We start from the raw sequence: 26,031 nt of genomic DNA on the forward strand, positions 1-26,031 counted from the left end.
ATGCGTTGAGTTGATTCAGGTTTTCTTGCAGGCCGCGAGGATCAGGCAGGCGTAGAGCACGCCAAACGCCAGGAACGTGCCCTGCATGGTCATTACCCCGTTGAACAAAATCGGCGCCAGGAAGCCGCACAGCAGCAACGGGACACCCGTGCCTTGCCTGACCAACGCCTTGTAGGACCTGAGCAGCAGCCAGAGCAGGACGAATACCCTGAACAGGATGAACATCAGCCCTGCGGGAAGGCCCATTTCGAGCACGATTCGTGACCATTCATCTTCGGCCAATAGAAACCCCGCGCCCTGCTCTCGCCCTGCGCGCAGGATTGTCGAAGCCGCGTTGGTGCCTGAACCAATGCCATGCCCCCACAGGGGTGCGTCGTCGACCACACGGGTGAAGGCATACAGGCTGGAGAACGCGCGAGTGACCGGCGAGCCTTCGCTGGCAACCGCGCTGCGGTTTCGCTCCACCAGCACCTGGTAGCTGTCGGTGGACATGAAGATCAGCAGGCTGACGAATAACGCAGCTGCCAGGAAAAACAACGACAGCAGGTTACGTTGCGACTTCTTGATCAAGGCGACCATCAGCGCGGCCAGCAGCACAATTGCCGCGTACGCATAGATGGCCCTGGACCCCGTGAGGAAGCACATCACCGCCACCGAAGCCGCCGACACGCCGAAGAGCACATAACGCCGCGCGAACACCGCACGGAACAAGGCCTTGTCAAAAATCGCCGCCACCAGGAACGCAAAGCACGCCGACACATACACCACGTGCCCGGCGGTAAAGGTAAAGGTGCCGTAAGGCCTGACGACGCCGTCGGCAATCATGAAGATGAAGTCATCATCGCCAATGCCCTTGTTCACGTAAGCCTGTGGCCCGGACGAATATTGCAGCACCACCAGCACGCTGATCGGGATCGCCGCGAACAATGTGATCCGGGCAAAACGGTAAACATCCGTCAGCCTGATCGTCTTGCCGGCGACAAATATCAGCGGGAAATACAGCAGGTAATTGCGCACCCCATACCCGTAGATGACGAAGCCTTCGGGACGGGTCAACAAAAACGCCGACACCAGCACGAAGAACACCAACACCAGTACGACGAAGTAAGCCGACACCAGGTTTTTCGAGAAAAAGCCGAACCGGTAGGCGCACCAATAGATGTAAAGGACGATCGGGTCCTTGATGAAATAGATGGCCGAGCTGAGGCCCGGCATCACCCACTTGCGCAAGATCCCTTCGAACAGGATGAACAGGTAGATGAGCACGAATGCACTGACCACACGGACCCGGTAGCGCTCACGCAGGCTGACCGTGTCAGGACTGGCAAAGGATTGCATCCATCACCCCCTTGGCGTAGCTCTCCCACGTCGTACCACCGGCAGACAACACCGCGTTGCGCTTCAACCCGTTGAGTTTTTCCTTGTCCTGCGCCAGCTCCACCAGACGGTGGGCGATGGCTTCGGCGGACCGGATCGGCACCACATAACCATTGACGCCATCGACGACCAGGTCCGCCGCGCCACAGTTCTGCGACACGATGACCGCCGTCCCCATGGACAGCGCCTCACCGACGACCAGGCCGAACGCTTCGGCGAGTGACGGCAGGACCAGTACATCCGCCTCCTGCAAGTGCCGGATGACCTCATCGTGGGACGCAGAACTGAACCACTGGTACTTCTTCAGTTCACTATTGAGCGCCTGGTTGCGACCGTTGGCGTAGTCTGCGCCGATCACGGTGACATCCAGGGCAACGCTGCTCGCGGCAAGGCTCAGTGCGTCGAAAAAATACGAGATGCCCTTTTGCTGGGTCAGCGCACCGACATAAATCACTTTCAACCGCGCGCCTGGCCGGGCATTCACCTCATGGCGCAGCATCGGCGCCGGGGCACCGTAGGGTGTTATCGCAACTTTGTCGGCGGCAATGCCGTAATCACCCAAGGTTCGCTTGGCAAACGTGCTCGCCACAATGATGCGGTCCGCCAACGCCAGCTCAGCGGTCTGTTTGCGTACCGTGTCGTCACTGATGTTCGGAATGCTCGCCCGCCAGGCCGGGTTGGCCTCGCGCTCATGGTCAAGCACCCTGCACGCGTAGGCGATAGAGCCGAAGGCGGCCTCATAATTGAGGGCGATGCCTCCAATGTCCCGAGCCGCGCTGAACAGGCCCAGGCACTTGCCGTCATAACCGTACACCTGGCTGGGTTTGCGCGGTGCCCTGTGCAGGAAGTTGGCGCTGGCCTGGTCAATGTGGTTGTACACATTTTCCGGGCAAAATATTCCGATGTTGCGCTGCGTGAAGCGGTACCACTTCAGCTTGTCGCAGAGTACGCGCGGCACATCGTAGCGCGGGTAGCTGTGCAGCAAAGCGCCGTCGACCTGATCAAACGTGCGCCGCAAACACTCCTTGCCCACGACCGGTAGGCGGCAGAGCAACGAATCCTTATGCAGGGCCAACGAGGTATGAAAGGAATGCAGCAGCTGTCGTTGATTCAAGGCGCGTAGCAATGCACGGACATTCTGATTACCGACGGGATGAGCGACCAGGATCATCTTATTTGCCCATCCAGGCTTCGACGACAGCACTTGACCGGACCGGGCTGTAGGTAAACGTACGCGTCGCACGCAAGCGGATGACCCGCGCCGGATTACCCGCCACGACGGTGTACGGCTCCACATTGCGGCCGACCACACTGCCCGCGCCTACGACGGCACCTTCGCCAATCGTCACCCCGGGCAGGATCATCGCGTCGGTGGCGATCCATGCGTAATCGCCGATCACAACGGGTGCCACCTTCAGCCGCCACGCGGGATCGTCCAGGTCATGGGTGCCCGTCAGGATCCGCACCCCCTCATTAATCGCCACATGCGCCCCGACCCGAACGGGTGCATGCAATTGGATAAACGTGCGCTTGCCAATAAAGCTGCCGGTGCCGACGCTGAAACGCGCCACGGCACCTTCGAACTCCACCGCGTTGATCATCACCAACGATCCCAGGGTGGCGCCCTGTCGGTGCAAGGCACGTTGAAGGTGATGGGCCTTGAGCAATCGGCCCAGCAGCAGTAAGCGCTTGGCCAGGTACTTGAGCCCGGCCGGCTTCAGCAGGCTGACTTTCAATCGATGGTGGACCAGGTGATTAATCAGCACGGGCCATCCTCCTTTCGAGACGATGAAAACCGCGCTTGGCAAAGCAGAACAGCACCCCTTCGGTAGCGACCAGCACATAGCAGACTCCGAGCAACCCATAGTCTGGCGCCAGGCAAAATACCGCCAGGCTGCTGGCGACCGACACCAGCATGAACACCACGGCAAATGACGAATAGGACGCCGTCGCCATCAAGGCGACCCAATAGACTTGCCAGGCCACGTGGGTCAGCGCACCGATAATCAGCACCAGCATGATGCTGGAGGAGTAGTCGTCTTTGCGGCCCGACCACAGATCAAAAATCGTCCCGCCAAATAGCACCACCAACGCACCCATCACACACGCAATGGGCAATGAGAATTTCAAGGCATACCGGATCATTTTCCTGACCAACTGGTTGTCACCGATGGAGAATGCATAGGAAATTTCCGGCCAGAGGGACTGGTTCACCACCGTCGAGAACTGCACCAGCACCCGCGAAATGGTCCGGTACAAGCCGAATATCGCCGCGTGGGCCGGAGACAGCAGCACCGACAACAGAATGATCAGCCCCTGCACGTTCAGCGCCAGGCCAATGGGAAAGGCCAGCGACGCAAGTGACGGTTTGATCAAGGTCACGAACGCGCGCCTGCCGATCGCTGACGGGTTGAAACCCAGGGTGACGCCCAATCGATTGGCGATCAGGTTCTTGCTCACGATGCCAACCGAACGGACGCCCAGCAGCATCAGGCTGGTGGCGACCAGGCTCTGAGTGAGGTAGGCACACAACAAGGCGGCCGACCACTCCAGCATGCGGATGACGTTCATGATGAATGACGACAATGGCAGGGCTTTACAGGCCCGGTAGCGGATCGAGATCATGTTCGTAAACAGGCAAAGCAGCGAATAGCCCGTCAGGGCCGAGAGGATCAACACCCCATCACCGCTCCTGATCGATTTGAGATTGAGCAGGCTGAACAGATCAAAAAAAGCCAGCGACCCCAAGGCCAGCAACAACACGCTGAGCCCCGTCAGCAGCAAAAACGCAAAGCTGGTGCTGTAGACCGCACGCGCGACCTTCAACCGCCCTCGTTCATGCCAGATCACCACCTTGCTCGCTGCCGCCGTGGTCACTCCCAGGTCGGACAGCGCCAGATAGGTCGGAATCGCGGACAGCACAACCCACTCGCTGTAGGCGCCAAAGCCCCAACTGGCAATCAGCACCGGGACACTCACCAACTGGATCAGCAGGTTCACCACCTGGCCAAACGAATTGGCGCCAATGCCGCTGACGATTCTTTTAAGCACGCTCATGGGAAGACCTATACCGAGTTGAGAGGTCGCCCGATGGATACGTAGTGAATACCTTTCTTCAGCACACTGGCGGGGTCGAACAAGTTGCGCCCGTCGAAGATCAGCGGCTGCTTGAGCTGCTGCTGGATCACGGTGAAATCCGGCGCCTTGAAGACTTGCCACTCGGTGATGATCAGCAAAGCGTCGGCGCCTTTCAGGCAAGCTTCCTTGGTGCCGCACAGGCGCAGGTCATCGCGGTCGCCATAAATGCGCTGGGTTTCCTCCATGGCTTCCGGATCAAAGGCTTGCACCTTGGCCCCCGCACGCCAAAGGGCTTCCATCAATACGCGGCTTGGCGCCTCGCGCATGTCATCGGTGTTGGGCTTGAAACTGAGCCCCCAGAGCGCGAATGTCTTCCCCGCCAGCTCGCCGTTGAAGTGCGTGGATATTTTGTTGAACACGCTGTGTTTCTGTTCAACGTTGCGCCGCTCCACCGCCTTGAGCAGCGTGGCATCGAAGTCGATGGTCTCGGCCGTCTGGATCAGCGCCTGGACATCCTTCGGGAAGCACGACCCGCCGTACCCCGCCCCCGCATAGAGAAAGTGATAGCCGATACGCGGATCGGAACCGATCCCCTGGCGTACCATCTCGATGTCGGCACCCAATCTCTCGGCCAGGTTGGCCATCTCGTTCATGAAGCTGATCTTGGTGGCGAGCAGGCAATTGGCAGCGTACTTGGTCAACTCAGCGCTGCGCACGTCCATCACAATGATCTTTTCGTGGTTGCGATTGAACGGCGCATAGAGCTCGCGCATCACCGCTTCGGCATGCCGGCTGGCAGTGCCGATGACAATACGGTCCGGCCTGATGCAGTCAGCCACCGCGCAGCCTTCCTTGAGAAATTCTGGGTTGGACACGACGTCAAAGGCCAAGTCGGCGCGCTCACGCACGGCGAGCATGGCGGCAATGCGCGCACTGACTTTGTCGGCCGTACCTACGGGAACCGTGGACTTGTCGATGATGGTCAGCGGGGCCTGCATATGCTGCCCGATGGTCTCGGCCACCGTCAGCACATACTTCAAGTCGGCCGAACCGTCTTCATCCGGTGGTGTGCCCACGGCGATAAACTGCACTTCGCCGTGCTTGACCGCAGCCACGGCGTCGGTGGTGAAATTCAAGCGACCGGCCGCATGGTTTTCCCTGACAAGGGTCTCCAGGCCTGGCTCATAAATCGGGATGTGCCCCTGCTTGAGGCGTTCGACCCGATGCGCATCGATATCGACACACAGCACGTCGTGACCGACTTCAGCGAGTACCGCCCCCTGGACCAGCCCTACATAACCAATGCCAAAAACGGTGACTTTCATAGCGTTTCTCTTTGAACCTGCGGCCAGTGGTAGACGTGCTGCGCGTTGGACTGCAATTGCCTGCCATCCAAGATCAAACGCTGTCTGAGGTGTACTCGTAGTGGTAATAGCTGTAGGCGCCGTACCCGTACTTGGCGGATGAGCGTTTCTCAATGCCGTTGAAAATCGCGCCTTTAAGCTCAATCCCATTCTGCTGATAACGACGCATCGTCAATTCCACCTCCCGCACCGAGTTCAGCTCGAAGCGGGCCACGATCAAATTGGTACCGGATTGGCGTCCGACGATGGTTGCATCGGTAACGGCGAGAAACGGTGGCGTATCGAGGATCACCAGGTCATACAGGGCGCTGACGTGCTCCAGGAATTCGCTGAAGTTGGCATGCATCAGCAGCTCCGATGGGTTCGGGGGTATCCGCCCACGCGCAAGGACGTGAAGGTTCTCTACCTCCGTTGGATGGATCACGGCACCGAGCTCACAGCGCTTGGCCAGGAGGTCGGACAGCCCGTCCTCAGCCGGAATACCAAAGACCTTGTGCAAGTAGCCTTTGCGCATGTCCACATCCACCAACAGCACTCGCTGCCCCGAATGAGCCACCACCGCTGCCAGGTTCGACGAGACGAAGGTCTTGCCAACCTGCGGGCTGGGCCCGGAAATCATCAGGCGGTTGTTACCGGCTTCCAACATGGCGAAATGCAGACTCGTGCGCAGGCTGCGCAGCCCTTCAATGGCAAGGTCCGTTGGGTTGCTGAGCGCAAGCAACTGCGTAGCACCGGGCTTGTTGGTACGAACGAGCTTCTGGTCCATGTCTTTCTGGATCGCACTGAACGGGATCGCTGCGTAGACCGGCAAGCCGAGTTTTTCCAGTTCATTGGGGTTGGATACGCCGCGGTTGAGCGCTTTGCGAAACAGCACCAGTGCAATCGCGACAAAGGCACCGAGCAGCGTGGCGATCACGACAATCAAGGCTTTTTGCGGCCTGATCGGGTTCCTCAAGTCGACATCGGCCGTGTCGATCAGGCGCACATTGCCGACCGTGCCGGCGCGCATCACATCCAATTCCTGATACTTGTTCAGTAACTGCGTGTAGATCTCGGTGCTGACTTTCAGGTCTCGGGTCAGGCTCAGCAGCTCTTGCTGAGTGGTGGGCAGGCTCTCGACCTTCTTGGCCAGCTCATTCTGACGTGCAGTGAGCTCGGCCAATTGTGTCAGCAGTGCCCGATACACCGGGTGCTGGGGGGTGAATTTTCGTTCGATCTCGGCCTGCTGCATCTTGAGTTCCGAGATGCTCGCGTCCAGTGCGACGATCTGGTCAAGAATCGCCTTGGCCTCGAGGCTGATATCGATGGTTTTGTTGCGGATCTGAAACTTATTCAGCGCTGTCTCAGCCTGCTCGACATCCTTGCGTACCTGCGGCAACTGATCCTTGAGAAAGGCCAGGCTCTGGGCAGCCTCTGCGGACGTGCGGTCGATATTCTGGCGCACATAGATACGCGCCACCTCATTGAGCACTTGAATGGCCGCCGCAGGCCGGGTGCTTTCCAGCGCCAGGCCGATAATTCCCGATTCCTTGCCGCGCTCCGCCACATCGAGCAACTTCTGGTAGCGCAGAATGCTGGTGAGCCGCGGTGAACGGATTACGCTGAATTGCGCGCCAGGGTTGGCTTGAAGTACCTCGACCTTGAGCTTGATGCCATCGCTTTCGTAATAACGACCCACCTGCCCTGTCAGCAACACCGTGTCGTCCTGGTCTGACAGGGTAAAGCTGTCGCCGCTACTGGCCGTCAGGGTCAGTGCCTGGCCCAACAGATCGGCAGGCAGGTGCAACTGCGAAAATCTCAGCTCTTCGCCGCCCCAGCCGTAGCTGGACAGTCCGAGCCATGGGCTGGCGACCGCCTGCGCCTGGGCGGGTTTGAAGCGCCGAGCCATGAAGTCGCCGATCAATGGAAAGCGCTTGGGCTTCACCTCAAGATCGAGATTGAGGTTGTCGACAGCGGTGCCAATGGTAATTCGCGAACGGATCAGTTCAACTTCCGTGACCGTGGGCGACTCCTTGCCGAGCAAGCTGCCGACGTCAGAAAAACCCAGCATGTCGCTTTTCTTCGGCTCCACCTGAACCAGCGCAGTCGCCTGGTAAATAGGAGGCGTCAACACGGCGTACGCCGCCCCCAACGCCATAAACGCAATACTGATGCCACCGATCAGCCACTTATGGTCCAGTAAAGTGCCCAACAACAGCATGAAGTCGAGATCAGTTTCTTCGCCGTTGTGCGACGCGATTGCGGGTGCTGATTGCATAAGTCAGTTCTTTTTTCTAACCAATAGTCAAGGAATGGCACAGGGTGCAAGACGCCCGGCTCCATGCACGTTTAACGGCTTCACTCAATACACAAACTCTCACTCGAGCCTGCCCAACAATATTCCTAACTATTCAACGCCAACGGATCCCTTAGAGTATCCAACCGCCTCCACGCACATTTAACTAACTAAGCGTTGTGCCCATGCCTGAGTGGCTTGTTCTATCAACGCATACGCGTGAACAAAGGCCGGCTTGCCTTGACGATAAGGGTCCATGATCTCTCGGTTGTATTGCCATTTACCCAGCAGGAACACCTTGCCCCGAGCCTCCGGGGCGAGGCTGAGCACCTCGTCGATGTGCCGCTGTTCCATCACCAGGACAAGGTCCGCGTCACTCACCGCATCGCTCGTCAGTTGACGCGCCCGGTGTGTGCCAGGCGCATGACCATGCTCGGCAAGCACCAGTGAAGCCGTGGGCTCCAAAGGACTATCACGCAACGCGGCCAGCCCCGCCGAACTCACTTCTATGGCGGAGGACGCAAGCGCGTTGCGCAGTAACTTTTCTGCCGTGGGGCTGCGACAAATATTGCCGACGCACACAATCAAAATCCTATTGAACAAGGCAACCTCCCACGCGCCGTACTGTATTAACCCGGTAGTAAAAGGGATGACCTTACTTCAAGCAGCGAGGCGATTATGATCACAAGCCCACGACTTCGACTACCCATCGAGACAGACGAAAAATAACAAAAGTGTATTAACCGACTAAAAATAACATTCCATTACTTTTCCCTTTTCGCATAATAAAGTGCCGCCTGAGAGCAACAACGAGGGACGGCCATGAACACATCAAAGTTATTGGTAGAGCGTATTGGCCTATTTCCTTCTTCGGGAAATATTCATGTTGAAGTGAATAACTCGACCCGCGTCGTCGAGCGCATGCAGGTGTTGTATGCCGATAACTCCCTGGACAGCGATGAGTCCGGCTCTGGGCTGTCGATGGTGTTTGCCGATTGGCGTTTCAAGTTGCAGGTCAGTGATGCGGCGTCGGTGTGCCTGTGCGTGGAAAGTCGTGGCGACAGCCAGTTCATGCAGGTCAAGACCGCCGAATTGCTGGCGAATATCTCCGGCACTGAGGAGCGGCCATGAGCCTATTGGACGATGTAATACGCAGTTACGCGCTGAGAAAGCTCACGGGGATGTTTGAAGGTTTCGCCGAGCCGGCGGTGGGCACACAGTACCGGCGCAATACCCTGGCGATCGGCCGTTGGCTGGAACAGCTGCAGGGCAGCTCGCCGCAGCAGATCACCCATACGCTGTTCAAGCAGATGATCGAGGCGCGGCGTCGCGGTGATGTGCAGCGCTTCAACGCGCAAACGGTGTTGCTGGAACTGATGGTGGAAAGCAACCGGGCGCTGGACCTGGTGACTTACTCGGCCCTGCTGTGCGCCGCCTCCAGTCGCCAGGAAGGCTCTTGATGGGCGCGTTCGGCACCTGAGAGGGTGATTGCCACGCGGTTGAGCAGCAATTCGGCGTTGTACTTGGGCGCCATGGCGCACACCAGCAAGGCTGCCAGGCCGGCACCGATGTAGGCCGGGGAAACCTTGACGTCAACGGGCTCGATTCGCCACAGAAACGCCATGGCCGCCACAGCCCCCAGCGTGGCACCGGCCAATGCTTCGTTCAGCGGATGGATGTAAGGCGCAACACAATAGGCACTGAACCAGGCACTGGCCATTAACCCCACCCCCGCCGCCGGCCAGCCTAATCGCGGATTGAACTGGCGCGCAATCAGACTCGCTGCCACGGTGATCATCAGGGTCGTGTTCATGGCATGCCCACTTAATACGGCAATGTCCAAAGGCTCAAACGACAAACCCCAGCCTTTGAACAGCAACTTACTGAACGCGACAATCGAATAACTAACGCCGACGGTGATGATCCAGGCGCGAAGTGCCCATGGGTTCGAATACCTCAGCCACACCGCAATGATGATGGCGGCCGGAATCATGACGGTAATGCCGCCATAGTGTGCAAGTTCTGCGCGCATCATTCCCCAACCATCGACGTGCCCCTTTCGGCGCCATCAGACCTGAGCGTCGGGGAAATTACAACGTTATCTACGGTCAGGATGGTGCTGAAAGCCCGGCGAGGCTTCAGGCTAAAATGCATTTTCCTGATACAGCCAAAGCTTAATACTATTTTTTTTAATAATTAGGTTAGAACCAAACGGCATTTTACAGGCGCCGTCCCTGCCCCTACTTTGGACATGAATATCCGACCCCTGCCCGGTGGAGGTGCCCATCCCGCAAGAGACCACGCCCCAGATAAGGACAGACCATGAGCATTGAATTCATCGGCTACATCGGCGGCCATCACGCTTCCGAAATCCATCCACGCAGCGGCCCTACCCTGCAACCCGACTACGTTGAGACCGTGGCCCGCGCCCACGAAGACGCCGGTTTCGACCGTGCCCTGGTGGCCTTCCATTCCAACAGCCCGGACAGCACGCTGATCGCCTCCCACGCCGCCAGCGTGACCAAGAAGCTGCAATTCCTCATCGCCCACCGCCCCGGTTTCACCCAGCCCACCCTGGCCGCGCGCCAGTTCACCACACTCGACGTGTTCAACGGCGGGCGCACCGCCGTGCACATCATCACCGGTGGCGACGACCGCGAACTGCGTGCCGACGGCAGCCATATCGGCAAGGACGAACGCTACGCGCGCACCGACGAATACCTCAGCGTGGTGCGCCAGGAATGGACCAGCGAACAGCCTTTTGATTTTGACGGCACCTACTACCAGGTCGAAGGGGCGCACTCCACCGTTAAATCGCCGCAGCAACCGCATATCCCGCTGTATTTCGGCGGCGCCTCCAAGGCCGCGATCGAAGTGGCGGGCAAGCATGCCGACGTCTACGCGCTGTGGGGCGAAACCTATGAGCAAGTGCGTGAAATCGTGACCCAGGTACGCGCCGAAGCCGCTAAGCATGGGCGCACGATTCGCTTCAGTTTGTCGTTGCGACCGATCCTCGCCGAGACCGAAGCGTTGGCCTGGGCGCGTGCCGACAGCATCCTGCAGCAAGCCACGGCGCTGGCCGAGAAGAATGGTTTTGTACGACGCGAACCGCCGAACGAAGGCTCGCGTCGGTTGCTTGCGGCAGCGGCGCAGGGCTCGCGGCTGGATAAGCGCCTGTGGACCGGGATTGCCGGTTTGCTGGGCGCGCAAGGCAACTCCACCTCGTTGGTGGGCACCGCTGAGCAAGTCGCGGAAGCACTGGTGGATTACTACGACCTGGGGATTACCACGTTCCTGATTCGTGGGTTTGATCCGCTCAATGATGCGATCGACTACGGCAAGCGCTTGATCCCCCTCACCCGCCAACTCATCGCAGAACGCGAGCAGGCCAAGCAGGTAGCCTGAGAACAACACAAAACCCAAGGTGGAAGGGGCTTGCCCTAATGCCAGCCAGTTAAGGGCAAACACTGTACCTGTGGCGAGGGAGCTTGCTCCCGTTGGACTGCGCAGCAGTCCCAGCCTTTTTAAACAAAGTGCTGGGGCCGCTTCGCGGCCCAACGGGAGCAAGCTCCCTCGCCACAGGTTATTTTTTACCCTTTCTACGTCTTAACTGACTGACATTAGGGCTTGCCCCCTCCCACATTAAGATCAGTTTTTATAGTCGGTATCGCTACGCTCCAACTGCCGAATCAACGCATTCCAATGCCGCGCCACCCCTGGGCCTTCACCCGTCGAATGTGCCTTGGCCTGCTGCTCGACTTTCTCCACCACTTCCTTCGGCGGGAAGATCAACTCCGCATTCCCCGCTGCCTGCGCCGCGACCTGGATAGTGCACGCGCGCTCCAACTGCTGCAGTTGCTGGAACGCGTGTTCTACGCTGACACCGGCAGTCAACAAGCCGTGGTTACGCAGGATCATCACACTCTTGTCGCCCAGGTCCGCCACCAACCGCTCGCGTTCGTCCAGGTCGAGGGCAATGCCTTCATACCCGTGGTACGCCACCCGCCCGGAAAAACCGATGGAATGCTGGGAGATCGGCAACAGCCCGTCTTTTTGCGCCGACACCGCGATACCGTCGCGGGTGTGGGTGTGCAGCACCGCTTGCAGGTCGTGGCGTGCGCCGTGGATAGCGCTGTGAATCACATAACCGGCGTAGTTGATGCCCAGGCCGGTAGGGTCATCGACGATCGTGCCGTCGAGGTCGACCTTGACCAGGTTGGAGGCGCTGATTTCGTCGAACAACAGGCCGAAGGCGTTGATCAGGAAATGCTCCTCGGGGCCCGGCACGCGGGCGGAGAAGTGGGTATAGATGTGGTCGGTCCACTTGTACAAGGCCGCGAGGCGATAAGCGGCGGCCAGTTTGACGCGCACTTCCCATTCTTCCGGAGTGACGCGTTGGCGAACATTGTTGGAAACGCTGGAAATCGAGGTGACGCTGCTCATGGCAAAACTTCCTGGATGGCCTTAAGGACTTCCAGGCAAGCCTAGGGGATGCAAAAAAATAATAAAAAGCACATTTTAATCTAAGCTAATTATTATTTTTTTTCATATCAGGCAGCATCCTTGATCTTGTGCAACGAGGCAGCCACCCACTTGCCAAACGCATCCACCGGGCCCTGCAGGTTGCCGAGGAAGTGCGGGTAGATCAGCCAAAGATCCATGACCGGCTTGAAGTCCTTGAGCGGCATCACCGCCAATTGCTCGCGATGCGCGCTGCGTTCCAGCAGTGGCCGAGGCACCAGGCCCAAGCCCAGGCCGTCCGCCACCAAACCCAGTTGCAGCTCGGTGCCAAAGGTTTCCAGGTTCACCCGCAGGGCCAGGCCTTGATCGGACAAGGTACGCTGTAAACCGGCACGGAAACCGCAGCCGTCCGGGTTGAGGATCCAACCGTTCTGATAGACGTCCGCCAGCTTGCACGGCTTTTTCGGCAGCTGGGATTTGGCGCACACCACCACCAGTTCCATCTTGCCGATGGACTCGCCGATGATGTTATCCGGGAAGATCTTGCCCGCCGGGAACAACGCCGCCGCCGCATCCAGCTCGCCGCGCTCGATCTTGCCCACCAGTTGGCTGCCCCAGCCGGTGGCGACCTGGGCGCGCAGTTCAGGGTATTCGGTACGCAGGTGCTTGAGCGCATCCAACAGCACCACATCGCCGATGGTCTGCGGCACGCCCAGGCGCAACAGGCCGGTAGGCGGTGCGTCGGTGGCCACCAGCTCGCGCAGGGCATCCATCTCGCGCAGGATCAGCCGGCACTGCTCGTAGACGCGAGTGCCGATCAGCGTAGGCTTGAGAGGTTTGGTATTGCGGTCGAACAGCTCCACGCCAAGCGCCTGCTCGAAGTTCTGCACACGGCGGGTGATGGCCGGCTGGGTCAGTTGCAACGACTCGGCGGCATGGCTGATGGACTGGCAACGAATCACTTCGACAAAGGCATCGATATCGTCAATTTTCATTTGGGCCGCACATAGAGAACAGTCATTAAGATGTGTGCGAAGCATAGTTGCAGGAAGGCTGCCTGGATAGCCCACCCTGTGATCGATAACGTCTAACACTATTCAGGCCCGCTATAAATTACCTTCAGCTATAAGCTAATCATTAAAAAATAGCATATTAACTATTAACATTATGCTTAGATAAACCCATCACCACCGACCACACGATGGAATTGTCATGACCCAGGCCCGACACCCCGAGAGACTCAGAGCCTTCATAGGCGCCCTGGCGGAATTGATCGACGGCAATCCACGCGAAGGCGACCTGCTGCACCGTGGCGGCAAGCTACTGGCGCAACTGGTCAGCCATGATGACTGGCTGCCCGATGAATACGCCCAACCCGACCCCGAGCGCTACCAGCAGTTCTTGCTGCATGCCGATTCGCGCCAGCGTTTCAGCATCGTCAGCTTTGTATGGGGGCCGGGGCAAAGCACGCCGATTCATGACCACCGGGTGTGGGGGCTGATCGGCATGTTGCGCGGGGCAGAGTTTTCCCAAGGTTTTGAACGTGCCCCCGATGGCCGCCTGGTAGCCGAAGGCAAGCCGATCCAGCTGGTGCCGGGGCAGGTTGAAGCGGTGTCGCCCAAAGTCGGTGACATCCACCAGGTGAGCAATGCTCACAGCGACCAAGTGTCCATCAGCATCCATGTATACGGCGCCAACATCGGTGCGGTACGCCGCGCGGTGTACCAGCCTGACGGCAGCGAGAAACTGTTTATCTCCGGCTACTCCAACGCCTTCCTCCCGAACATCTGGGATTTGTCCAAAGAAAAGAGCCCTGCCCTATGACCACCGTATCGACTCGCAGCTTTGCCCGGATTCGCCAGGCCCTGTTGGACCATGAAGAAGTCGCCCTGGTCGACGTGCGCGAAGAAGCGCCGTTTGCCGAATCCCACCCGTTGTTCGCCGCCAATATCCCGCTGTCCAAGCTGGAGCTGGAGGTGTATTCGCGCATTCCACGGCGCGATACCCAGGTCACCGTCTACGACAACGGCGAAGGCTTGGCCGCCCGCGCCGCCGAGCGCCTGGTCGCGCTGGGCTACACCCAGGTAAGTGTGTTGGAAGGTGGGTTGGACGGTTGGCGCAAGGCCGGTGGCGAGCTGTTTATCGACGTGAACGTGCCGAGCAAGGCGTTTGGTGAATTAGTCGAAAGCGAGCGCCACACGCCGTCACTGGCCGCCGAAGAAGTGCAGGCGCTGCTCGACAGCCAGGCCGATGTGGTGGTGCTCGATGCACGGCGTTTCGACGAATACCAGACCATGAGCATTCCCACCGGCATCAGCGTGCCGGGCGCCGAACTGGTATTGCGTGCCCGTGAACTGGCGCCGGACCCGGCCACCCGTATCATCGTCAACTGCGCCGGGCGTACTCGCAGCATTATCGGCACCCAATCGCTGATCAATGCCGGCGTGGCCAACCCGGTATCGGCCCTGCGTAACGGCACCATCGGCTGGACATTGGCCGGGCAGAAACTTGCCCATGGTCAATCGCGACGTTTTGCACCGACGTCGGAAGCACATCGCCAGGCTGCCGCTGCGGATGCACGCCGAGTGGCCGACAAGGCCCGCGTGGGTCGTGCCACCCTCGCCGACCTGCACGCCTGGCAGCAGGAAAAAACCCGCACCACCTACCTGTTCGATGTACGTACTCCGGAAGAATTCGAAGCCGGTCACCTGCCGGGCGCGCGCTCCACCCCCGGCGGGCAGCTGGTGCAGGAAACCGACCACGTCGCCAGCGTGCGTGGCGCCCGGTTGGTGCTGGCGGATGACGACGGCGTGCGGGCCAATATGTCCGCATCCTGGCTCGCGCAATTGGGCTGGGAAGTGCATGTGCTGGATGACCTGCACGCGGCGCACTTCAGCGAAAAAGGCGCCTGGGTCGCGCCGGTACCGGCCCCGCCTCAGGCCGAGCTGATCAGCCCGCACACCCTGGCCGAGTGGCTGAAGCATGGCGACACCGTGGTGCTGGATTTCACCGCCAGCGCCAACTACGTGAAACGCCATATCCCTGGTGCCTGGTGGGTGCTGCGCGCCCAGCTGTCCCAGGCCCTGGCCAAGGTGCCTGCCGCCCAACGCTACGTACTGACCTGCGGCAGCAGCCAATTGGCGCGCCTGGCGGTGGCCGAAGTCGAAGCCATCACCGGGAACCAAGTGTTCCTGCTGCAAGACGGCACCGCCGGCTGGATCAACGTGCAACTGCCGCTGGAAGAAGGTGAAACCCACCTGGCTTCACCGCGCATCGACCGCTACCGCCGCCCATACGAAGGCACCGACAACCCCAAGGAAGCCATGCAAGCGTACCTGGATTGGGAGTACGGCCTGGTCGACCAATTGGCTCGCGACGGCACCCATGGTTTCTACGTGATCTGATCCACCTGAAACGCCTGCCCCCCAAAACCAGCCACCGGCGTTCTACCCGAAAAACACGGTGGCATTGATAGGGCTGCTACGCAGCCCAGCGCAGGGCAAGCCTGCTCACCACAAAAAGCCCTCCCCTGATGCGCATTTGCTCCTGTCTGGCGCAGGCCAGGTACAGACGCGTTTTGACCCTGTTACCCCAACCCCTGCTCACCACAAAAAGCGCTCCCCTGATGTGCATTTGCTCCTGTCTGGCGCAGGCCAGGTACAGACGCGTTTGACCCTGTGACCCCAACCCCTGTAGTGAGCAGGCTTGCCCTGCGCCGGGCTGCGAAGCAGCCCCAAAACCAGCCACCGAAGTTCTACCCGAAAAAACACGGTGACATTGATAGGGCCGCTTCGCAGCCCAGCGCAGGGCAAGCCTGCTCACCACAAAAAGCGCTCCCCTGATGTGCATTTGCTCCTGTCAGGCGCAGGCCAGGTCCAGACGCGTTTTGACCCCGTTACCCCAACCCCTGCGCTGGGCTGCGAAGCAGCCCCAAAACCAGCCACCGAAGTCCTACCCAAAAAAAACCGGTGGCATTGATAGGGCTGCTACGCAGCCCAGCACAGGGCAAGCCTGCTCACCACAAAAATCCCCCCTGACGAGATATTCGCCTTGGCGCGCAACGCGCCAACAAATGCAATTATCGAATAATCAATTCACACATAATCAAATATTTTAATAATTAACTTATAACCAAAAAGAACTTCACAGCGCGTTTTTATGGGCATAACGTTAACCCATGCACCGACCCCTTCTCCAGGCGGAGGTAATCAAACCCTTTCTTGATCTGCCTGGAGCCTGCATCCCATGGTCCTTACCACCCCTTTCAAACGCCTGCTCCTGGGTACCGCCCTCGCCTTCGGCCTGATCGGCAGCGCACACGCCGCCGACCTGCAATCCCTGCGCGTGGCCAACCAGAAATCCACGATCAAGGCATTGCTGGAAGTCTCCGGCGAAACCAAAAACGTGCCCTACGAGATCCAGTGGTCGGAATTCCCGTCCGCCTCGCCCCTGGGCGAAGCCTTGAATGCCGGCGCCGTGGATATCGGCGCCCTCGGCGATGCGCCTTATGTGTTCGCCCTGGGTGCCGGTGCGTCGCTCAAGGTGGTCAGCATCATCCACGCCGAAGGGCGCAACACCACTGCCTTGCTGGTGCCCAAGGACTCGCCGATCAAGACCGTCGCCGACCTCAAGGGCAAGAAGATCGTCACCGGGCGCGGTTCCATCGGCCATTACCTGGCGATCAAGGCCCTGGCCACCGCCGGCCTGACCACCAAGGATGTGCAGTTCATTTTCCTGCTGCCCAGCGAATCACGCCTGGTGCTGGATAACGGCACTGTCGATGCCTGGGCCACCTGGGACCCGTACACCACCGTGGTCACTTCGCAAAGCCAGGCTCGCGTGTTGATCAGTGGTAACAAGCTGCTGAGCAACCACCTGTACCTCGCGGCCACCCAAAAAGCCATCGCCGACAAGCGCCCGCAACTGGATGACTTTGTCGCACGCGTCGACCGCGCTTACGCCTGGGCCAACACCCACCCTGATGAGTACGCCGCCGCCCAAGCCAAGATCACTGGCCTGCCGTTGGCCGTGCACGTCGAGGTGGCCAAGGACACCCACCTGACCCCGGTCGCCATCGACGACTCCGTCATCAGCGGCCTGCAAGCGACCGCCGATACCTATCAAAAAGAAGGCCTGCTGACCCAGCACATCGACGTGTCACAGGGCTTCGATAAGAGCTTCAACGCCAAGCGTGCCCCCCTTTCCCAAGCATCGCGCTAACAGGAGCAGAACATGAGCAAGCCACATCAAGCAAAACCACGTCATTTGAAACTGGGCGCCATGGTCCACGGCGTGGGACACGGCTGGGGCGAATGGCGCCACCCGAACGCCCAACCGAATGCCAGCACCAGCTTCGGTTTCTACAAGCAGCAGACTGAATTGGCCGAAGCCGCCAAGTTCGACTTCGTCTTCATCGCCGACAGCCTGCACATCCACGCCAAGTCCAGCCCACACTACCTCAACCGTTTCGAGCCGCTGACCATCCTGTCGGCACTCGCGGCGATCACCACGAATATTGGCTTGGTCGCCACCGTGACCGTCAGCTACACCGAGCCCTACCAGGTGGCGCGTCAGTTCTCGTCCCTGGACCATATCAGCGGCGGCCGCGCCGGTTGGAACGTGGTCACCTCGTGGCTGAGCGGCACCGCTGACAACTTCAGCAAGGCCGAGCATCCACCCCATGCCGTGCGTTACCGCATCGCCAAGGAACACGTGAACACGGTCCAGGGCCTGTGGGATTCGTGGGAAGACGATGCCTTTACCTACAACAAACAGACCGGCGAGTTTTTTGCCCCGAGCAAGCTGCATGCACTCAACCACAAGGGCGATTTCTTCTCGGTGAAAGGCCCGCTGAACATCGCGCGCTCGCGCCAGGGCCAACCGGTGATTTTCCAGGCCGGCACCTCGGAGGATGGGCGCAACTTTGCCGCGCAGAACGCCGATGCGATCTTTGTGCACGTGGACAGCATCGAAGAGGGCCTGGCCTATTCCCAAGACCTGAAGCGTCGCGCCAAAGGCTTTGGCCGCGACCCGCAAAGCCTGTCGATCCTGCCGGGTATTCGTCCGATCGTCGGCCGCGATGAGGCTGAAGTGGAAAGCCGCTATCAGCAAGCCGTCGACCTGGTCACCGTGGAAGACGCAATCGTCGCCCTCGGCCGCCCGTTCAACGATCACGACTTCAGCAAATATCCCTTGGACGCGCCGTTCCCGGAGCTCGGCGACCTCGGTTCCAACAGCCAGAAAGGCGGCTCCGACCGCATCAAACAACTGGCCAAGGACGAAGGCCTGACCCTACGTGAAGTCGCCCTGCACTTTTCGCGGCCAAAACGTGATTTTGTCGGCACCCCGGAGCAAGTCGCCGATGCGATCCAGGCCTGGTTCGAGACCGGCGCCAGCGATGGTTTCATCATCAACTCGGTGCTGCCGGACGGTTTGCAGTATTTCACCGAATGGGTGGTGCCGGTGTTGCAGCAACGCGGCCTGTTCCGCAGCGAATACACGGGCCATACCCTGCGCGACAACTTGGGCCTGGACGTACCGGCCAACCGCTACAGCGTCGCCGCCGAGGTTGAAGAAAAACAGGAGGCGCTGGCATGAGTGAATCCCTCAACCGTCAACTGGCGGACCTGCACGCCGAACGTGTCGCCACCTGGGCGCCGGAAGCGTTGCAGGTCAATATCGACCAACGCCAGCGCCTGGTGGATGAAGCGCGCCCCGACGACTACGTGCAGGTCGGCGATGAGCTGGCCCCGTTCACCCTGCTCACGGTAGAAGGCGGTGAACTCAACCGCGACCTGCTGCTGGCGGACGGTCCGGCGGTGCTGATTTTCTTCCGCTTTGCCGGCTGCCCGGCGTGCAACATCGCCCTGCCCTATTACGAACGCCAGCTCTACCCCCGCCTGCGCGAACTGGGCGTGCCGCTGGTAGCAGTGAGCCCGCAAGTGCCTGAGCGCCTGGTCGAAATCAAGACCCGGCACACCCTGCAACTGCAGGTGGCCAGTGACCCCGACAACACCCTCGGCCGACGCCTGGGCATTCTCTACAGCGCCGATGAGGCATCGCGCAATGCCGCCCTGGCCAAGGGCAATCACCTTGGCGAAACCACCGGCACCGGTACCTGGGAGTTGCCGCAACCGACGGTGGTGGTGATTGCCGGGGACGGCACGGTGGCGTTTGTGGAGGTGAGCCCGGATTGGCTGGTGCGCACTGAAGCTGAGCCGGTGCTGCAGGCCGTGGAGCGGTTGTTGGGCGAGCAGCCTGTACGCATCGCTATCTGAGCTCCCACATTTTGACCGAGTACAATCATCATGACTTCATCGTCTCAACCGTCTCTGCGCTCCGTGGAAGTCGCCAACTTCGAAGCCCTGCTCGAACGCCTCAGCACCGAGCTGGCCAGCACCGCGCACCTCTATGACGAGAGCGGCGCCTTCCCTCATGCCAACTTCACGTTGCTGCACGAACACGGCCTGGTCGCCCTCACGGTGCCCAAGTCTCTGGGCGGCGGCGGTGCTAGCCTGCCCCAGGCGCGCAAGGCGATCAGTGCGATTGCCAAGGGCGAACCGTCCACCGCGCTGATCCTTGTGATGCAGTACCTGCAACACACACGCCTGCAAGACAGCAAGACGTGGCCGGCGCACTTGCGCACGCAAGTGGCGAATGACGCTGTGCGCGACGGCGCCCTGATCAACGCCCTGCGCGTCGAGCCCGACCTGGGCACCCCGGCCCGTGGCGGCCTGCCGGCGACGACCGCCGTGCGCACTGCCGAAGGCTGGCGCATCAGCGGACGCAAGATCTACTCCACCGGCAGCCATGGCCTGAGCTGGTTCAGCGTGTGGGCACGCAGCGATGACGCCGATCCATTGGTCGGCGCCTGGCTGGTGCCAAAAGACAGCCCCGGCGTGAGCATCATCGACACCTGGGACCACCTGGGCATGCGCGCCACCTGCAGCCATGAAGTGGTGCTCGACAACGTGCGGGTGCCACTCGATCACGCCGTCAGCGTCAGCCCGTGGAGCGCGCCCTCGCCGGAGCTGGACGGCGAGGGTTTCCTGTGGATGTCGGTGTTGTTGTCCTCGGTGTACGACGCCGTGGCCCAGGCCGCGCGGGACTGGCTGGTGAACTGGCTGGAAGAGCGCCAGCCATCCAACCTTGGCGCCGCGCTGTCGACCTTGCCGCGCTTCCAGGAAACCGTCGGCCACATCGACACCCTGCTGTTTGCCAACCGCAGCCTGCTCGACGCCGCGGCCGAAGGCCATACCCCGTCGGCCAATGCCGCGCAGTTGAAGTACCTGGTCACCCACAACGCCATCCGCGCCGTGGAGCTGGCCATCGAGGCCTCGGGTAACCCAGGCCTGTCGCGCCATAGCCCACTGCAACGGCATTACCGCGATGTACTCTGCAGCCGCGTGCACACCCCGCAGAACGACGCCGTGTTGCAAGGTGTCGGCAAAGCCGTCTTCGCCCAACGCCACAAGGAACGCCCATGAGCCAGGTGATGATTGCCAGCCAGCTGGACGAAGATTACAACGACGTGATCCGCCAGCGCCTGGCCTCGATCCACCCCGGCGCGCAAGTGATCGGCGTACCCGTGGGCGTACCCAGCGACCTGCCGCCCCAGGCCAACATTCTATTGCTGCGCCCGATCAACGTGCGTGGCTACACCGCGCCGGATACGCCGCCACCGGGCTGGCCGTACGGCGCGCAGTGGGTGCACCTGGTGTCGTCGGGCATCGACTTCTACCCGCAGTGGCTGTTCAACGGGCCGCCGGTGACCACCTCGCGCGGCAGTGCCGCCGACAACTTGGCCGAATTTGCCTTGGCCGCGATCTTTGCCGCGTCCAAGCATTTACCGGAGATCTGGGTGAAGGACGCCCAGTGGCAATTCACCCCGCTGCGCCCGCTCAAGGGCACGACACTGGGCATCCTGGGGTTTGGTGCGATTGGCGAAAGCCTGGCGCAAAAAGCCCTGGCCTTGGGGATCAAGGTGGTGGCGCTGCGTCAAAGTCCGACGCCGTTCAGCACGGGGGTTGAAGCCGCCAAGGACATTCACGACCTGTTCGCGCGCGCCGATCACCTGGTGGTGGCGGCACCGCTGACCGAGTCCACACGGCATATCATCAACCGTGATGTGCTGGGCAGCGCCAAGCCAGGGCTGCACTTGATCAATATTGCACGGGGTGGCTTGCTGGACCAGGAGGCGCTGCTGGAAGCGCTGGATAACGGGCAGATCGGGCTGGCATCGCTGGATGTAACCGAGCCGGAGCCGTTGCCGGATGGGCATCCGTTGTACACCCATCCAAGGGTGAGGTTGTCGCCGCACACATCGGCGATTTCGACCAATAGCCGCAACGAGATTGCCGATACGTTTTTGGCGAACCTGGAGCGGTATATCGACGGTAGGACGTTGGAGAACCTGGCGAATTCATAACGCCGAACAGCAATCAACAGGTGGGAGGGAGCAAGCCCCCTCCCACATTGGGTATTGTGGTCAGGCAAAAAGTATCATCCCCATAACGCATAAAGGTGGGCTACTTGATGCGGTAGTGGAACGTGTTGCGCACTGCTGGCACGGGCACGGGTTTTCCATCAACAATCCGTGGCTGGTAGCGGAAGGTATTTGCCGCCGCCAATGAAGGTCGCATGAACAACGGGTGGCAGCCGTCCAGCACCCTGGGGTTTTCCACACGGCCCTGAATGTTGACGGTGTATTCCACGGAGCAATCGCCTTCGATGTTCTTGTCCAGGGCACGCTCGGGGTAGTCCGGCGCTTCCTTGCTCAAGGGCTGGTATTGACGGCTGTCAAAGGCTGGCGCGGGGGCGGGTGCTGCGGGGCGGGCGCGTTCAGCGGCGAGGCGTTCCTGGTTCACTCGCTGTTGCTCCAGCTCGCGGTTGCGCTGTTCAGTCGCCAAGCGTTCTTGTTGTTGCTCGATTTTCTTGTCTTCGACACGCTTGCGCGCCAAGGCGGCCTTCTCAAGTTTCTGCGCCTGGATCTGCGGATCGACGGTGGGCTTCACCGGTTCGGGAACAGCGACGGGCTCCGGAGGTGTGAGGGCCACCGGCTCAGGTGCGGGAGCAGGAACAGGAACAGGAACAGGCGCAGGTGGCATCATCACCAACTGGGTATGCATCACCCTGGGTGCTTGCACCGGCGTTTTTTCTGTTGACCCACCCAGCATCAGCGCTGCCAGCACGCCCACGTGCAGCGCCACCGCCAGGCTCGCCGCGAAGCTGTTTCTCCAGAACCCGGACGGTTGCCCGTGCGCCATCGTTAACGTCGGACTGTGCATGATCATCGCCGTCATTGCGGGGCCTCGGTCACCAGCCCCAAGTTGCTCACACCACCTTTCTGCAACACCGCCATGGCCGCGACCACCCGGCCGTATCCGGCGTTGTCATCGGCGCGGATGTACACCTGGGTGTCGCTGCGTGCCGCCACTACCTGCATGACCTTGGCGCCCATTTCATCCAGGGTCACGGCGCTGTCGGTCTGGTGCCGGGTGTCGAGCTCGCCGCCGAGGTTCCAGTAGTAACCCCCGTCGGCCTTCACCGACAGCGTGAGGATCTGCTGGCGGGTGTCGGTGGCCAGCGCTTCGGCGGCGACCTTGGGCAGTTCGATCTTCACGCCCTGGGTCAACATCGGCGCGGTGACCATGAAGATCACCAGCAGCACCAGCATCACGTCGATGTAAGGCACCACATTCATCTCAGCCTTGGGCCCGTGCTTGCGTTGCGGCCTGGTCAACATCGGTTTGCTCCTTGTTCAGGCGGCCACGGCCAGGTTGATCGGCGTACCGCGCAAGGTGCGGTGCAGACGCACTTGCAGTTCATTGCCGAAGGCGTAGTAGCGGGTGAGCAAGGTCTGGCCGCGTGCCGCGAAGCGGTTGTAGGCGATCACCGCCGGGATGGCGGCAAACAGGCCGATGGCGGTGGCGATCAACGCTTCGGCGATGCCCGGCGCCACCGTCGACAGCGTCGCCTGCTGGACCTGGGATAAGCCGATAAAGGAATTCATGATCCCCCACACGGTACCGAACAGGCCGATGTAGGGACTCACCGAGCCCACGGTCGCAAGGAATTGCAGGCCCTTTTCCAACTCGATTTCCTGCTCGGTGATCGCTACCTGCAACGCACGTTCGACACCTTCCAACACGGCCGGATCATGGCTGTGCAGGTGCTGGTATTCCTGCACGCCTGCGATAAAAATCGGCGCAATGCCGCCCTCGCCCGCCTGCACCGTTTCGCGGTACAGCGGCTGCAGATCGGACGCGGCACGAAAGCGCCGCACAAAGCCGTTCAACTGGCGCTCCAGGCGGCGCAGCACACTGCCGCGCTGGATGATCAGGTACCAACTGAGCAAGGACGCCAGCAGCAAAGTGACCATCACGGCCTTGACCAACAGGCTGGCGTCGCTGATCAAACCCCAGATCGTCATATGTTCCATCGTCGCGTGCATGGTTAGGCTCCTATTCGATTAAAAAGTGATGACCGGCTGATGACCGTTCAGGGTAATTTCAGTGTGCGGGTCACCTCCGCCCACGGCACGAACTTGAAGTTCTGGGTCTGCTCGGGCATGCGCTTGCGCCCGTCCTGCACCACCAGCATGCCTTGGCTCCAGGGCCCGCCGAGGTTGAGGGCGGTGACTTCCAGGCCATCGGTTTCCGACGCGCCGTCTATGCCGGCGGCGGCGTTCAGGCCCACGCGAAAAGCACCGTGCGTGGCAAACGGCGGCTCGGCATCCACCACCACATAGCTGTCGTTGCCTTGGCTGGAGATCACCAGGTAATCGCGCTTATCGCTCTGGTACAGCGCCAGGCCCTCGACATCCGCCTGCAGTTGCGGGCCGACCTTGATCACGCTGGTGAGCGTGGCCGGTTGGTCGGCACGCGCATCCACCGCCCACACGCCGACATCTTCTTCACCGATAAACAGCCGCTGGCGCTGGTCATCGGCCACGCAGCCTTCGGGCTGGCTGTCGACCTTGAACTGGCGCACCAGCTCGCCCTGCACACGGCCATCCGGCGCGCTGAGGCGGTATTGCAGGAAGGTGCCGTCCTTGCCGTTGGCGATGGCGTAGAGGTCCCCGCCGGCGGGCTGGAACAGGCAGATACCGTAGATGTCCTTGAGCGGCGTCGGCACTTCACCGGCTTCACGCAGTTCGCCGCTCTGGCGGTCGATGCTGAACAGGCTCAGGCTGTTGCGATCTCGGTTACTCGCCACGGCGAGGTCGACGGTGTGCGCGCCGAGCTTGAAGTGGGGGCGGACGTCGACGTTGTTGAGGCGGCCGACCGCCAGTTCCTGCAACAGCTTGCCGTCGAGGTCATAGGCCAGCAGGCCCTGTTTCTTGTTAGTGCCGAGCACGCGGCTTTTTTCCGGCTGCGTGGGGTGAATCCAGATCGCCGGGTCATCCGCTGCATCGCCCTGGCGGCCGACTGGATCGGTCTGGCGCAGCGCAGCGACTTCCGGCAGTACCGGCGCGGCCGCCACAGGTTTGGCTTGCCAGTTGAGTGTGCCTTGATACAGCTTGCCGGTGTCGTCATCACGCACCAGCAGGTGCTGGCCATTAACGCTGAGTTGTTCCGGTTCCTTGAGACCTGGCAACGTCAGGCTCGATTGCTCAACCCAACGCTCACCGCTGTGCTGGAACAGGTGCAACTGGGCGGTCTTGGGGTCAAGCGCCACCACACCGCCCGGTACCAGCGCCATAGCCCCGGCTTCGCGCTTGGGGCTGTCGAACAGGGCCACCGGGGCGCGTTTGACATCGGCTTCCGGGTGCGCCGGGTAGGCCCACCAGCCGACGTTTTCTTCATTCACCACCAGTTGCTGGGTGGCGTCATCCACCTGGCAGAACTGCGCCGACGGTGGCAGCGGCAAGCCGCGTACACGCTGGGCTTCGGCGAGCAACGTCGATCCGTTGCCTACCAGCCATTGCTCGCCCTTGCCCTCCTCGCCCACCAGGAACACAAACAGATTGGCCGCCCCGTCGCGGTACAGGCACAGGCCATTCACCGGGTAATCGCGGGTGGGCAGGTACAGCGGTTGGCCAAAGGTCTTGGTGGACGCATCGAGGCTGATCAGCAAGGCCTGTTGGCGGTCGTTGTCGAGGCTGGCCACCAGCACCTGGGCACCGACGACGCGGGTGTCGAGGCTGCTGAAATTGCCTGTGAAACGGGCCAGTTCGGCACCGTTTTTGTCGAGCAGTTGCAGGCCGTCGCGGGTGCCGGCGGCCAGGCGTTCGCTGCCGTTGGGCAGGAAGGCCATGGCTTCGGCATTCAGGCTGGGTGCCCAAGGCGTCAGCGCCAGGTCGGCGGCCATTACCGGTGAGCAAGCGGCCAACGCGATCAGCAGGTACAACTTGGAGATTCTCATGAACGAACAAATCCTTCGAAAGCAATGGAGATCCATGTGGGAGGGGGCTTGCTCCCGATAGCGGTGTATCAGCCAATAAATGTGTACCTGACCCATCGCCATCGGGAGCAA

General features: G+C 60.7%; 24 protein-coding genes. 10 read left to right on the forward strand and 14 right to left on the reverse strand.

Annotated features, from left to right (window positions below; translation table 11 throughout):
• Positions 1 to 15: 15 nt before the first annotated feature.
• The 7 genes from K7431_RS04370 to K7431_RS04400 form a co-directional block, all read right to left on the reverse strand.
• Positions 16 to 1,338, reverse strand: coding sequence for an O-antigen ligase family protein (locus K7431_RS04370; RefSeq protein ID WP_012724819.1), 1,323 nt, complete (start codon positions 1,336 to 1,338; stop codon positions 16 to 18).
• A complete protein-coding gene (locus tag K7431_RS04375) occupies positions 1,316 to 2,548 on the reverse strand; it encodes a glycosyltransferase family 4 protein (protein ID WP_012724820.1) in 1,233 nt (410 codons plus the stop codon). The genes K7431_RS04370 and K7431_RS04375 overlap by 23 nt, the downstream gene beginning before the upstream one ends.
• A 1-nt stretch (position 2,549) precedes the next feature.
• Positions 2,550 to 3,143: an acyltransferase gene (locus K7431_RS30945; RefSeq protein WP_277419553.1), complete on the reverse strand. Its 594-nt coding sequence runs from the start codon at positions 3,141 to 3,143 to the stop codon at positions 2,550 to 2,552.
• Positions 3,133 to 4,434, reverse strand: a complete 1,302-nt coding sequence (locus K7431_RS04385) for a lipopolysaccharide biosynthesis protein (RefSeq protein WP_012724822.1) — start codon at positions 4,432 to 4,434, stop codon at positions 3,133 to 3,135. The genes K7431_RS30945 and K7431_RS04385 overlap by 11 nt, the downstream gene beginning before the upstream one ends.
• Before the next feature lie 8 nt (positions 4,435 to 4,442).
• Entirely contained in the window at positions 4,443 to 5,780 is a 1,338-nt protein-coding gene (locus tag K7431_RS04390) for a UDP-glucose dehydrogenase family protein (protein ID WP_012724823.1), read from the reverse strand.
• Positions 5,781 to 5,853: 73 nt separating this feature from the next.
• Positions 5,854 to 8,076, reverse strand: coding sequence for a polysaccharide biosynthesis tyrosine autokinase (locus K7431_RS04395; RefSeq protein WP_012724824.1), 2,223 nt, complete (start codon positions 8,074 to 8,076; stop codon positions 5,854 to 5,856).
• 180 nt (positions 8,077 to 8,256) lie between these two features.
• Positions 8,257 to 8,697, reverse strand: a complete 441-nt coding sequence (locus K7431_RS04400) for a low molecular weight protein-tyrosine-phosphatase (protein WP_012724825.1) — start codon at positions 8,695 to 8,697, stop codon at positions 8,257 to 8,259.
• 219 nt (positions 8,698 to 8,916) lie between these two features.
• On the opposite strand from K7431_RS04400, the gene K7431_RS04405 reads away from it, so the two are divergent.
• The gene (locus K7431_RS04405; protein WP_224265927.1) at positions 8,917 to 9,225 is read left to right on the forward strand and encodes a phosphomannomutase; all 309 of its coding nucleotides are present in this window, start codon (positions 8,917 to 8,919) and stop codon (positions 9,223 to 9,225) included.
• The gene (locus K7431_RS04410; protein WP_012724826.1) at positions 9,222 to 9,554 is read left to right on the forward strand and encodes a hypothetical protein; all 333 of its coding nucleotides are present in this window, start codon (positions 9,222 to 9,224) and stop codon (positions 9,552 to 9,554) included. The genes K7431_RS04405 and K7431_RS04410 overlap by 4 nt, the downstream gene beginning before the upstream one ends.
• Here K7431_RS04410 and K7431_RS04415 read toward each other — a convergent pair.
• Positions 9,506 to 10,126, reverse strand: coding sequence for a hypothetical protein (locus K7431_RS04415; protein ID WP_224265928.1), 621 nt, complete (start codon positions 10,124 to 10,126; stop codon positions 9,506 to 9,508). The genes K7431_RS04410 and K7431_RS04415 overlap by 49 nt on opposite strands.
• Positions 10,127 to 10,416: 290 nt before the next feature.
• Between K7431_RS04415 and K7431_RS04420 the strand changes: the two genes are divergently transcribed.
• Positions 10,417 to 11,499, forward strand: coding sequence for an LLM class flavin-dependent oxidoreductase (locus K7431_RS04420; RefSeq protein ID WP_012724828.1), 1,083 nt, complete (start codon positions 10,417 to 10,419; stop codon positions 11,497 to 11,499).
• 243 nt (positions 11,500 to 11,742) lie between these two features.
• Here the strand turns inward: K7431_RS04420 and K7431_RS04425 are convergent, their stop codons facing one another.
• Together K7431_RS04425 and K7431_RS04430 are read right to left on the reverse strand one after the other, a co-directional pair.
• Complete coding sequence (locus tag K7431_RS04425; protein ID WP_012724829.1) at positions 11,743 to 12,537, reverse strand: class II aldolase/adducin family protein; 795 nt, start codon at positions 12,535 to 12,537, stop codon at positions 11,743 to 11,745.
• Between the two features lie 107 nt (positions 12,538 to 12,644).
• Positions 12,645 to 13,550, reverse strand: coding sequence for a LysR family transcriptional regulator (locus tag K7431_RS04430; protein WP_012724830.1), 906 nt, complete (start codon positions 13,548 to 13,550; stop codon positions 12,645 to 12,647).
• A 217-nt stretch (positions 13,551 to 13,767) separates the two neighbouring features.
• Here K7431_RS04430 and K7431_RS04435 point away from each other — a divergent pair, with 217 nt between their 5' ends.
• The 7 genes from K7431_RS04435 (at position 13,768) to K7431_RS04465 (ending at position 21,982) form a co-directional block, all read left to right on the forward strand.
• On the forward strand, positions 13,768 to 14,379 hold the full coding sequence (locus tag K7431_RS04435; protein ID WP_012724831.1) for a cysteine dioxygenase: 612 nt from the start codon (positions 13,768 to 13,770) through the stop codon (positions 14,377 to 14,379).
• A complete protein-coding gene (locus K7431_RS04440; RefSeq protein ID WP_012724832.1) occupies positions 14,376 to 15,959 on the forward strand; it encodes a rhodanese-related sulfurtransferase in 1,584 nt (527 codons plus the stop codon). The genes K7431_RS04435 and K7431_RS04440 overlap by 4 nt, the downstream gene beginning before the upstream one ends.
• Positions 15,960 to 16,800: 841 nt before the next feature.
• Positions 16,801 to 17,775, forward strand: coding sequence for an ABC transporter substrate-binding protein (locus K7431_RS04445; protein WP_012724833.1), 975 nt, complete (start codon positions 16,801 to 16,803; stop codon positions 17,773 to 17,775).
• 12 nt (positions 17,776 to 17,787) lie between these two features.
• On the forward strand, positions 17,788 to 19,152 hold the full coding sequence (locus tag K7431_RS04450; protein WP_012724834.1) for an LLM class flavin-dependent oxidoreductase: 1,365 nt from the start codon (positions 17,788 to 17,790) through the stop codon (positions 19,150 to 19,152).
• Complete coding sequence (locus K7431_RS04455) at positions 19,149 to 19,832, forward strand: peroxiredoxin-like family protein (protein ID WP_012724835.1); 684 nt, start codon at positions 19,149 to 19,151, stop codon at positions 19,830 to 19,832. The genes K7431_RS04450 and K7431_RS04455 overlap by 4 nt, the downstream gene beginning before the upstream one ends.
• A gap of 30 nt (positions 19,833 to 19,862) precedes the next feature.
• Complete coding sequence (locus K7431_RS04460; protein ID WP_012724836.1) at positions 19,863 to 21,041, forward strand: acyl-CoA dehydrogenase family protein; 1,179 nt, start codon at positions 19,863 to 19,865, stop codon at positions 21,039 to 21,041.
• Positions 21,038 to 21,982, forward strand: a complete 945-nt coding sequence (locus K7431_RS04465) for a D-isomer specific 2-hydroxyacid dehydrogenase family protein (RefSeq protein ID WP_012724837.1) — start codon at positions 21,038 to 21,040, stop codon at positions 21,980 to 21,982. The genes K7431_RS04460 and K7431_RS04465 overlap by 4 nt, the downstream gene beginning before the upstream one ends.
• A gap of 100 nt (positions 21,983 to 22,082) precedes the next feature.
• Here K7431_RS04465 and K7431_RS04470 read toward each other — a convergent pair whose 3' ends face one another.
• The 4 genes from K7431_RS04470 to K7431_RS04485 are packed head-to-tail and all read right to left on the reverse strand — an operon-like array spanning position 22,083 to position 25,920.
• Positions 22,083 to 22,856, reverse strand: a complete 774-nt coding sequence (locus K7431_RS04470; protein ID WP_012724838.1) for a TonB family protein — start codon at positions 22,854 to 22,856, stop codon at positions 22,083 to 22,085.
• Entirely contained in the window at positions 22,853 to 23,299 is a 447-nt protein-coding gene (gene tolR / locus K7431_RS04475) for a protein TolR (protein WP_012724839.1), read from the reverse strand. The genes K7431_RS04470 and tolR overlap by 4 nt, the downstream gene beginning before the upstream one ends.
• A 15-nt stretch (positions 23,300 to 23,314) precedes the next feature.
• Positions 23,315 to 24,007, reverse strand: coding sequence for a protein TolQ (gene tolQ / locus K7431_RS04480; RefSeq protein WP_012724840.1), 693 nt, complete (start codon positions 24,005 to 24,007; stop codon positions 23,315 to 23,317).
• 47 nt (positions 24,008 to 24,054) lie between these two features.
• On the reverse strand, positions 24,055 to 25,920 hold the full coding sequence (locus K7431_RS04485) for a phytase (protein WP_043205507.1): 1,866 nt from the start codon (positions 25,918 to 25,920) through the stop codon (positions 24,055 to 24,057).
• Positions 25,921 to 26,031: the final 111 nt, after the last annotated feature.

This window comes from Pseudomonas fluorescens group sp., from assembly GCF_020093335.1.
In the GTDB taxonomy this organism is placed as follows: Bacteria; Pseudomonadota; Gammaproteobacteria; order Pseudomonadales; family Pseudomonadaceae; genus Aquipseudomonas; species Aquipseudomonas petroselini.